Origin of the sequence: Synechocystis sp. LEGE 06083 (assembly GCF_015207725.1) — a bacterium.
Taxonomy (GTDB): domain Bacteria; phylum Cyanobacteriota; class Cyanobacteriia; order Cyanobacteriales; family Microcystaceae; genus Synechocystis; species Synechocystis salina.
This window is the reverse complement of record NZ_JADEWJ010000155.1, coordinates 1-9,142: the sequence shown is the minus strand read 5'-3', so window position 1 is coordinate 9,142 and position 9,142 is coordinate 1. Positions and strand designations below refer to the sequence as shown.

Sequence of the window (9,142 nt, the reverse complement as noted above, 5' to 3'; positions counted from 1 at the left end):
CGGCTGGTATTACCTGTTCTACGGCGGAAATGGCGGCCAAGGGAGGGGTAGGTATTGAGTTAGATTTGGACAAAATTCCAGTGCGGGAAACAGGCATGGTGCCCTATGAATATCTTCTATCTGAGTCCCAGGAGCGGATGTTATTTGTGGCCCAACCAGGAAGGGAGCAAGAATTAATTGATATTTTCCATCGTTGGGGTTTGCAGGCAGTGGTGGCCGGGCAAGTAATTGCTGACCCCATTGTGCGGATCTTTTTCCAGGGGGAAATTGCGGCGGAAATTCCGGCTACCGCCCTGGCCGATAACACCCCCATTTACCATCGTCAGTTGCTAGACCAAGCCCCGGATTATGCCCAACAAGCCTGGCAGTGGCAGGAAAACACTTTACCCAAGGCGGCGATCGCCGGGATTGCCATTGCCAACCAAAATCATAGTTGGAACCAGATTTTACTCACCCTATTGGATAGTCCCACCATTGCTTCCAAGCATTGGGTGTACCGTCAATACGACCATCAGGTCCAAAACAATACAGTCATAGTGCCTGGTGGGGCCGATGCGGCGGTGGTGCGGGTGCGTCCCCTGGATGCTAAACCCGAGGAATGTGTGATTGGGGTGGCGGCCACTACGGATTGTAATGCCCGTTACGTTTATCTCAATCCCCTGGAGGGGGCAAAGGCGGCGGTGGCAGAGGCAGCCCGTAATCTCAGTTGTGTGGGGGCAGAACCCCTGGCCGTGACAGATAATTTAAACTTTGGTAGCCCCGAAAATCCGGTGGGCTATTGGCAACTGGCCTTAGCTTGTGAAGGCATTGCGGAGGGCTGTCGGCAGTTGAACACTCCGGTAACCGGGGGCAATGTCAGCCTCTATAACGAAACGTTGGATTCTAACGGCAAACCCCAACCCATTTATCCTACGCCGGTCATTGGCATGGTGGGACGGGTGGAAAATATCAATCAAGTTGTGGGCCAAGGTTGGCGCAATCCAGGGGATGGCATTTACCTGTTAGGTAGTAATGAGGGCAATACCCTCGGGGGATCAGAATACTTAGCTGTTGTTCATCACACCGTTGCTGGTCAGCCGCCCCACGTAGATTTTGATCTAGAAAAAGCTGTGCAACAGGCCTGTCGCCATGGCATTACCCAAGGATGGGTGAATGCGGCCCACGATTGTGCGGAAGGGGGTTTATCGGTGGCCTTAGCAGAAATGGCGATCGCCGCTCAGTTGGGGGCAGGAATTAATCTATCTGATTCCGAGCAAAGATTGGATAACTTACTGTTTGGAGAATCTGCCAGTCGCATTGTGGTGGCTGTGGCACCGGCAAGTCAGCCTGCCTGGGAAGCCTATTTAACTAGTCAATCCTTCCCCTGGCAATTATTGGGAGCGGTGGGTACAAATGACGAAAATTTAACCATAATTAACGGCGAAAATACCTTAATTGACCTACCAGTTATCGCCCTCACAGAACCCTGGCAAACGGCGATCAGCCGACGGTTACAGTTTTAAATGTCAACAATGGAAAAACTCCATGAGTCCAACGGTTTTTAAAGAGGAGGGTTATCGTTTTTTCTTCTTTTCTCGTGAAGAAACTAGAATACATGTCCATATCTATTGCGAAAGGGGAGAAGCAAAGTTTTGGCTTGAACCTGAAATTGAGTTGGCAAAAAACTACAAATTATCTCGTTCGGAACTGGAAACCATCGAAAAAATTATTGAGGCCAGACAAGATGAGCTTAGAAACGCTTGGCAAAAACATTTCAAATGTTGAAGTTACCCATATTTCCAGCCACGGAATTTGGTTGCTGTTTGGGGATAATGAATTATTTTTGTCCTACGAGGATTTTCCTTGGTTTAAAGACGCCTCAGTAAAGCACATTCTTAACGTCACTGAGCCCACTGCCAATCATTTTTATTGGCCTGACCTAGATATAGATCTGACATTGGACATCATCAAGCATCCTGATCGTTTCCCATTAGCTTTTACTGAAGCCTAAATAACTGCCTGGTTTTGTAAAAGTCACTTCATGGCGATCGCCCGTCGTCTGAGCCAGTAAAACAAGGGAGATCAGTTGGGATCAGTCCTCCCTTTGGGGGCGAAAATGGTTGTAGCATGGGGAACAAGGGACCAGTCCGCTAGAAACACGCCCATGCTAGCCGTTAACGAAGACAACTTTGATAATCTCGTTCTTCAATGCCCAAAACCGATTTTGGTTTACTTTGGGGCTCCCTGGTGTGGGCTGTGTCACTTCGTCAAACCCCTACTCAATCACATCCATGGGGAATGGGGAGAACAACTCGTCTGTGTGGAGGTCAACGCCGACGTAAACCTGCATTTGGCCAACGCCTACCGCCTGAAAAATCTCCCCACCCTAATCCTGTTCAACCGTGGTCAGATTATCCAACGCTTAGAAGATTTTCGTGCCAGGGAAGACCTCCACCGTATTCGAGAGCAGATTGCCATTTCCATTTTTCCCCCCTAAAGCTGGCCAATGCTTGCCCTGGGTTAACGCTTGTCCAACAATGGAGGGGTTAACCATTGTGATCAATTTTGGACAAGGCTGGGGCAGTTATGGCTAATCAAGATTTAATTCCTGTAGTGGTGAACGGTGCGGCGGGAAAAATGGGTCGGGAAGTGATCAAAGCTGTGGCCCAGGCCTCCGATCTCCAGTTGGTGGGAGCGGTGGACCACAATCCAGCTCTCCAGGGCCAAGACATTGGCGAAGTCGTAGGTATTGGGCCATTGGAAGTTCCTGTCCTAGCTGATCTCCAGAGTGTGTTGGTGTTGGCCACCCAGGAAAAAATCCAAGGGGTGATGGTGGATTTTACCCACCCCAGTGGCGTTTATGACAATGTTCGTTCGGCGATCGCCTATGGAGTAAGGCCTGTAGTCGGTACCACCGGATTAAGCGATCAACAAATCCAAGACCTGGGGGACTTTGCCGAAAAAGCCAGTACAGGCTGTTTGATTGCTCCCAACTTCGCCATCGGGGTCCTATTAATGCAACAGGCCGCTGTGCAAGCCTGCCAGTACTTCGACCATGTGGAAATCATTGAATTGCACCATAACCAGAAAGCCGATGCCCCCAGTGGCACTGCCATTAAAACAGCTCAAATGTTGGCGGAAATGGGCAAAACCTTTAACCCAGCGGCGGTGGAAGAAAAAGAAATCATTGCCGGGGCCAAAGGGGGACTAGGGCCAGGACAAATTCCCATCCACAGTATTCGTTTACCGGGGCTAATTGCCCACCAAGAAGTCCTATTCGGTTCCCCTGGGCAACTCTACACCATCCGCCACGACACCACTGACCGAGCATGTTATATGCCGGGAGTCCTTTTGGGCATTCGTAAAGTGGTAGAACTGAAGGGCTTAGTTTACGGTTTAGAAAAACTACTCTAGGGATCAATGGCACATCACCATACCGCAGAGGATGAAAGCAGGAAACCGAAACCCTCTGTAGCGTAAGTTGAAAGCCCAATAAATTGAGCTAATTTAGAGACAACAGGTCAGGTTAATTTACTCAAATTTTGTAGGGAGAATCCCCAACTTCAGTGTCAGGGTCAGGATCGAAAGTCAAGCAAATTATTCTTTCATCATCCATCAACAGTCTTCAACCCATTAACAATTCGACCTTTAAATTATGCGATTAGTTATGCTCGGTGGCCCAGGGTCAGGGAAAAGTACCCAGTCAAATAACCTCAGCCAACAGCTTAATTTGCCCGTGATTTCCATGGGAGGTATTCTGCGTGAAGCCATTGCCAGCGCCACTCCCCTGGGGGTCAAGGCCAAACCCTATGTGGAAAAAGGAGACTTGTTGCCAGATCCGATAATGATCGAATTTATCCAACAGAGATTAGTGCAGGAAGATGGGGGTCAGGGCTGGATTTTGGAAGGTTATCCCCGCACCGCTTTCCAGGCAGAAGAACTAGATTTTTTACTTGAAGATCTAGGGCAACCCTTGGATTGGGCCCTGTACCTAAAAATTGATGAAGCAACAATGGTGGAACGTTCCCTCAACCGTTCTTTGTTTGATGACCATCCCGAAGTTGTGAGCACTCGCATTGGCAGGTTCCACGAGTACACCATTCCCCTGTTGGAATACTACGATGCGAAAAAAAAATTACTGACAGTGAATGCACACCCTGAGGTTGATCAAGTAACAAAGCTGATTTTGGCGCAATTTTAAGAGCCTGTTTTAAAGGTCTTCGTTTGTTACGCAAGCGCTCCATTATCGAGACCGTCAATGACCAACTCAAAAATATCTGCCAAATCCAACATTGCCCCTAGTTTTGTGGAACTTTTTCTTAAAACCGACAAGCTTCCGGCAAAATTACCATGGCATCCCCGAACGAATAAAAACGATATCCTTTGGCGATCGCCGTTTCGTAGATGGCCATTAACCGGGGTCGACCGATGAGGGCACTAACTAACATTAATAAGCTAGATTTGGGCAAGTGGAAGTTGGTAATTAATCCGTCCACCAAGCGCCATTGGTAACCGGGGTAAATAAATAAATCCGTCTGGCCCCGAAAGGGTTGTAGGGGTTGCTCGGGAAAATCACTTGCCTGGGCCATGCCTTCTAAACAGCGCACCACCGTGGTGCCCACCGCAAAAATTCGGCCTCCCTTCGCCCTAGTTTGTTCAATCGCTTGCACCGCCGTCGGGGGTACATCAATCCATTCCTGGTGCATCACATGGTCAAGGATATTTTCCGTTTCCACTGGGCGGAATGTACCAATGCCCACATGGAGGGTAACCTTGGTTGTCTGTACCCCCTGTTGAGCTAATTTTGCCAACAAATCCTCGGTGAAATGTAACCCCGCTGTGGGAGCCGCCACCGCCCCTAATTTTTCGGCATAGATGGTTTGGTATTGATCATCCGTAGCTTGGCGATCGCCAATATAGGGGGGGAAAGGAATTTCGCCATAGTCTGGCAACACATCCCAGAGTCGTTGTCCCGGCTCCAAGGCGAACTCCAATAACCGACCCCCGGTGGCCTCATCCCGTTGCAAAATGGTCGCCCAAAGATCGGGTTTATCGCCCTGCTGGGAGGGAAATTTAACTTTTGCTCCCAGTTTTAATCTTTTTCCCGGCTTAACTAGGGCAATCCATTGGTTTTCAGTACATTCTGTCAGCAGCAAAATTTCCACTGCCACGCCATTTTCTTTATGGCCATGTAGGCGGGCGGGCATTACTTTAGTGTCATTAAGAACTAATAAATCCCCCGGTTTTAAATAATTGCCTAAATCGTAGAAATGGCCATGGTCCACCGTAAATTGATCTTTCACCGCTAACAAGCGGGAGTGGTCCCTGGGGACAGCGGGAGTTTGGGCAATGCATTGGGGAGGCAGTTGGTAATCGTAACTACTAAGGTGTTTATCCTGGTCCATGGATGGTCGAAACGTAAAAAATCTAAATGACAGAGACAGCAAAAAAATAAAGCCCGACAAGCTTTAACAATTATCCAAAAATTTAGGTCGAGCTCACGGAAACTTCAGCGGATTTTTCCACGGATTTTTCCGATAGCCCCCGCAGGCGATCGCTACTGGCCTTAATAACACTGGCCAGGGGCACTGCCACCAACAGACCTAAAATCCCCCCCAACTTGCTGCCCAAAAACAAGGAAACAATAATCCAAGCGGGATTTAAACCAGTGCGGTTCCCCATTAAACGAGGGGAGATAACATTATCATTAATTTGCCCCACAATCACCGCTGCCAAGAGAATTTTTACCCCCAACCAAAAGTTTTCTAACATCAGCAAAAGACTAATGGTAATAATGCTTAAACCACTGGCAAAAGGAATCAACGTACTTAAACCGATGGTGATGGCAAAAAGGATGGCATAGGGAGCCTGGAGTATGGTGAACACCACCATCTGCGCTGCGGTGAGAATGCCGGCTAGAATTGCTTGGGTGGCAAAATAGCCCTCGAAAGTTTCTCGAATCAGGTTTTGCAAGTCTCTCTGCCAAGGATGGGGAAACCAGCTAAAAATGCCATCCCAAATTGTTTCTCCCCCGAGGACAAGGAAAATGGTCAGCACTAGTAAAATCAACCCGTTAATACCGGTGCTGATAGTCACCCCCACCAGTCCCAACAGTTGATTGCCAAAGGAATTGAGAATGCGGCTCAACTTTTCAATTACCTGACTGATCAGAGGTTGGAGGTCTACCTGGAGGTTAGCGTAATGCTCGTTTACCCAGGCTTGTAGTACCAGCAGTTGAGCGTTGCCGGAACGGAACCAACCGGGCAAGTTGTCTAGCAGTTGTCCTAATTGATTGATCGCCAGGGGAATGACAATCAGGAGGAAAAGACTGATCACAATCAGGGCAATGAGGAGCACACTGGCTACGGCCCAGGGACGTTTTAAGCCTTTTTCCACCAAAATCCTGACGGGGATATCCAGCAAAAAAGCCAATAGGGCCGCCGCCACCAATAAACTACTGAGGGGTTGCAGAAAACCCATGGCTTTGTAGATTAACCAGCCGTTGAGGAAAAAGAGGGGAAATAGTAAACTCAGCCGGAGCCAAGGAGGGGATTGTTTCAGTTCTTCCAACATGGCAAAGGGAATGGATGGAAATCCAGGGCAACGCAATGTTCACCTACCTTAACCCAGCCTGGGCCTGCTGGCGATCGCCGATGGAAGCTCTGGTTGATCACCGCCAAAGCAAGGGCCTGTTGGCAAAGTTCTGGTTTGCCCCCTCAATTGATCGATAAAACTCCGGCAATGGGGGAAGACTTTTCTCCAGTTTCACTTCCAACTTGGGGGAACTATGCAGGGTCTGAAACACACTCTACGAATCTCGCCAATGGGAAAAACTTGGCGAAATTGTGGCTAATTTTCCGCCAAAAACCGCTGATAACTTTCACTTAGTTCTTTGACCGCCACTTCATAAAACCGTTGGCCGTGTTCTGGGGTAGCAAGGGCAGGATTGGAACCCATGCGCCCGTCGGAGTAATGCTCTCGGAAATCTTGGGCGCTGTAAATGCTGTGACCCGAGGCAACTTCCGGATTTAACGGCGCTGTTTTAATCGCTTCGGGATAAACAAATTGGGTCAGGGCCACTTCGCTGGGGGTAGCGTGGTGGCCTTCTTGGTCACCGTACAGTTCCTTGGCTAACTGATAAACCCCCCTGGCCATGAACCAATTACCCAGGTGACAACGGACATTTTGGCTATGGCCGAGGCTGCCCAAATGGTGATAGGCTTCGGAAAAAGCGGCTTTGAGGGTGGCAATGTTACCGCCATGGCCATTGATGAAGTAAAAACGGTTAAAACCGGCAGGGGCTAAACTGCTGACGTAATCGACGATCACCCGGATCAGGGTGCTGGGACGCAAACTAACACTACCGGGAAAAGCCAGATGATGCAAAGCCATGCCCACATTAATGGTTGGTCCCACCATGGCTCCAGTGGCTTCCCCCACCCCCTTGGCGATCGCCTCGGCACAGATGGCATCGGTACCAATCAGGCCTATAGGACCGTGTTGTTCGGTGGAACCAATGGGGAAAATAATGCCAGGGGAGGATTGTAAATAGCTTTCGACTTCGGGCCAGGTGGAGAGTTGTAATTGCATGGTGGGCTTGGGCAAAATGGGCTAACTAGTTCCATCTACCTTAAAACAGGTTCGGAGAAAATAGTCTTACCATTCTTTGTTACCCGCAACTGTTGCCGGTTTACCCAATAGGTGTAAGCCCCATTGGTGGCGTAGTAGGTGCCGCCATCGGTGCTGAGCACATCCATTACATTGATTTGGTCGCCATTTTTCTTATTGACACCCCGGTAGAAAAATTGTCCGTCGTAGGTTTGGCAGATATAGGCCAGATAGGTTTTGGTTTCATAGGCTTCCACCACTTCGGCCCTGGGACAACCCCGGATAATTTCCGCTAGTAAAAATGGAGCAGGCAATGGGGTCAACTCGTTCAGGGGAGGTGCGCTGTAGACCTTCAGTGGGGCTAATGCCAGCGCCGCAATTCCCAGCGTACAAACTCCAAGCCATCGACAACGGCACCAAAGGTTTGCCCCGACCATAGCCATGTCCTCAACTGTGCAACAACTGAGTCCAGGCTATCAAAAAATCCCTGGCCAATACGATTTAAACTTTTAGTTACCTAAAGCAACCACCAAATGGCGATCGCCATCTAAGCTCACTTTCCCCTGGGCCTGGAATTCCCCCAGCAGACGGGTAACCGTTACCCTGGTGGTGCCAATGGCATTGGCCAACATTTGATGGGTGAGCCGCACCGATAAACGCAAACCTCCGGTTGCTGGTTGCCCCAACTCCTGGCCCAACAGATTCAACAATCCTTGCAGGCGTTCATCCACCCTTTTATAACCGGCGATCGCCAGTAGAGCTTCTCTTTGTCTTACCTGTTGTAGGGTCTGGTCCAGCACCAGGCGACATAACTTGGCATTGTTGGTAATCATCTGGAGGGAATAGCCCCGCAGATACACATCCGTCAAAGCGCGAATCTGGTAAGTTTCCCGTTGATTGGCACTGAAATCCAAGCCCACGAAGCTACCGGGCTGGGCCCAACCCATCAGCACCTCGTCGCCCCCCAGGGTCCATTGACTAACCTGTAAAACCCCCCGATAAATTTGCCAACAACCTTGGTCTTTGGGCGGCACAATATCACCCCTTTCATAGAACTGTAGGGGCTGGGAGTCTAACCCTACCAACGTATTCAAACCATCGGCGATTGGGGAACTGTTCACAAACATAAAACTCAAGCAACCCTCAAAAATCAATCCAGGCGATCGGTCTTAGTCCCCATTGGTCAAGCATCTTGTTGGTGCTACCAAAGCATTACTCCCATTGGGCTAGACCCCCCCAAAAGTCAGCATAACCTTTCCCCGCAATTCCCAGGTAAAGACAAAGTTAACAACCGGAAATGTCCACTTCCTAGGACTGGGCCGCGCAGACCGCCGCTCCGATCAGACCCACCTTGGGGTTGAGTACTACTTTGACGGGAATTGTCCCCATTAAGCTTTGCATCCTGCCTTTGTCGCTAAAGCCTTGCATAAAACTGCCCTTTTCCAGTAGGGAGATAATTTTGGGGGCAATGCCACCGGCAACATAAAGTCCGCCTCGGGGTAGGAATTTGAGGGCAAGATTCCCGGCTTCGGCGCCATAGGAACCAAGAAAAAGC

Annotated in this window: 12 protein-coding genes and 1 pseudogene; 7 read left to right on the top strand and 6 right to left on the bottom strand. The window is 49.5% G+C overall.

Annotated features, from left to right (window positions below):
* From IQ219_RS12390 to IQ219_RS12360, 7 genes and pseudogenes are all read left to right on the top strand, one after another.
* Positions 1-1,502, top strand: a 1,502-nt coding sequence (locus IQ219_RS12390; RefSeq protein ID WP_228017030.1) for an AIR synthase-related protein, incomplete at its 5' end; no start/stop codon positions are given.
* Between the two features lie 22 nt (positions 1,503-1,524).
* A complete protein-coding gene (locus tag IQ219_RS12385; RefSeq protein ID WP_194072801.1) occupies positions 1,525-1,764 on the top strand; it encodes a DUF4160 domain-containing protein in 240 nt (79 codons plus the stop codon).
* Positions 1,724-1,990 carry a DUF2442 domain-containing protein gene (locus tag IQ219_RS12380; RefSeq protein WP_194072800.1) on the top strand — a complete coding sequence of 89 codons (267 nt, stop codon included), beginning with the start codon at positions 1,724-1,726 and terminating at the stop codon, positions 1,988-1,990. The genes IQ219_RS12385 and IQ219_RS12380 overlap by 41 nt, the downstream gene beginning before the upstream one ends.
* A gap of 153 nt (positions 1,991-2,143) precedes the next feature.
* Positions 2,144-2,476 carry a co-chaperone YbbN gene (locus IQ219_RS12375; protein ID WP_228017028.1) on the top strand — a complete coding sequence of 111 codons (333 nt, stop codon included), beginning with the start codon at positions 2,144-2,146 and terminating at the stop codon, positions 2,474-2,476.
* A gap of 89 nt (positions 2,477-2,565) precedes the next feature.
* Positions 2,566-3,393, top strand: coding sequence for a 4-hydroxy-tetrahydrodipicolinate reductase (dapB, locus tag IQ219_RS12370; protein ID WP_194072799.1), 828 nt, complete (start codon positions 2,566-2,568; stop codon positions 3,391-3,393).
* A 241-nt stretch (positions 3,394-3,634) separates the two neighbouring features.
* Positions 3,635-4,180 (top strand): nucleoside monophosphate kinase, encoded by a 546-nt coding sequence (locus tag IQ219_RS12365; RefSeq protein WP_190597350.1) that lies wholly within the window; start codon positions 3,635-3,637, stop codon positions 4,178-4,180.
* Between the two features lie 23 nt (positions 4,181-4,203).
* Positions 4,204-4,272 (top strand): annotated as a pseudogene (locus tag IQ219_RS12360) (transposase); the annotation flags it as partial.
* A 26-nt stretch (positions 4,273-4,298) separates the two neighbouring features.
* Here the strand turns inward: IQ219_RS12360 and queA are convergent.
* From queA to IQ219_RS12330, 6 genes are all read right to left on the bottom strand, one after another.
* The gene (gene queA / locus IQ219_RS12355) at positions 4,299-5,384 is read right to left on the bottom strand and encodes a tRNA preQ1(34) S-adenosylmethionine ribosyltransferase-isomerase QueA (RefSeq protein ID WP_194072798.1); all 1,086 of its coding nucleotides are present in this window, start codon (positions 5,382-5,384) and stop codon (positions 4,299-4,301) included.
* Positions 5,385-5,466: 82 nt separating this feature from the next.
* Positions 5,467-6,552, bottom strand: a complete 1,086-nt coding sequence (locus tag IQ219_RS12350) for an AI-2E family transporter (protein WP_194018906.1) — start codon at positions 6,550-6,552, stop codon at positions 5,467-5,469.
* A 276-nt stretch (positions 6,553-6,828) separates the two neighbouring features.
* Positions 6,829-7,569 (bottom strand): creatininase family protein, encoded by a 741-nt coding sequence (locus IQ219_RS12345; RefSeq protein ID WP_190597354.1) that lies wholly within the window; start codon positions 7,567-7,569, stop codon positions 6,829-6,831.
* A gap of 35 nt (positions 7,570-7,604) precedes the next feature.
* The gene (locus tag IQ219_RS12340) at positions 7,605-7,910 is read right to left on the bottom strand and encodes a hypothetical protein (protein ID WP_228017026.1); all 306 of its coding nucleotides are present in this window, start codon (positions 7,908-7,910) and stop codon (positions 7,605-7,607) included.
* A gap of 186 nt (positions 7,911-8,096) precedes the next feature.
* The gene (locus IQ219_RS12335; protein ID WP_194072796.1) at positions 8,097-8,714 is read right to left on the bottom strand and encodes a Crp/Fnr family transcriptional regulator; all 618 of its coding nucleotides are present in this window, start codon (positions 8,712-8,714) and stop codon (positions 8,097-8,099) included.
* A gap of 181 nt (positions 8,715-8,895) precedes the next feature.
* The coding region (locus IQ219_RS12330) for a glucokinase (protein WP_194072795.1) at positions 8,896-9,142 on the bottom strand (247 nt) is incomplete at its 5' end.

What these genes read in the sequence shown, in the direction of transcription:
- IQ219_RS12365 (WP_190597350.1), top strand. Translation starts at nt 3,635, where the DNA reads ATGCGATTAGTTATGCTCGGTGGCCCAGGGTCAGGGAAAAGTACCCAG.
- IQ219_RS12385 (WP_194072801.1), top strand. Translation starts at nt 1,525, where the DNA reads ATGAGTCCAACGGTTTTTAAAGAGGAGGGTTATCGTTTTTTCTTCTTT.
- IQ219_RS12345 (WP_190597354.1), bottom strand. Translation starts at nt 7,569, where the DNA reads ATGCAATTACAACTCTCCACCTGGCCCGAAGTCGAAAGCTATTTACAA.
- dapB (WP_194072799.1), top strand. Translation starts at nt 2,566, where the DNA reads ATGGCTAATCAAGATTTAATTCCTGTAGTGGTGAACGGTGCGGCGGGA.
- IQ219_RS12375 (WP_228017028.1), top strand. Translation starts at nt 2,144, where the DNA reads ATGCTAGCCGTTAACGAAGACAACTTTGATAATCTCGTTCTTCAATGC.
- IQ219_RS12380 (WP_194072800.1), top strand. Translation starts at nt 1,724, where the DNA reads ATGAGCTTAGAAACGCTTGGCAAAAACATTTCAAATGTTGAAGTTACC.
- queA (WP_194072798.1), bottom strand. Translation starts at nt 5,384, where the DNA reads ATGGACCAGGATAAACACCTTAGTAGTTACGATTACCAACTGCCTCCC.
- IQ219_RS12335 (WP_194072796.1), bottom strand. Translation starts at nt 8,714, where the DNA reads ATGTTTGTGAACAGTTCCCCAATCGCCGATGGTTTGAATACGTTGGTA.
- IQ219_RS12350 (WP_194018906.1), bottom strand. Translation starts at nt 6,552, where the DNA reads ATGTTGGAAGAACTGAAACAATCCCCTCCTTGGCTCCGGCTGAGTTTA.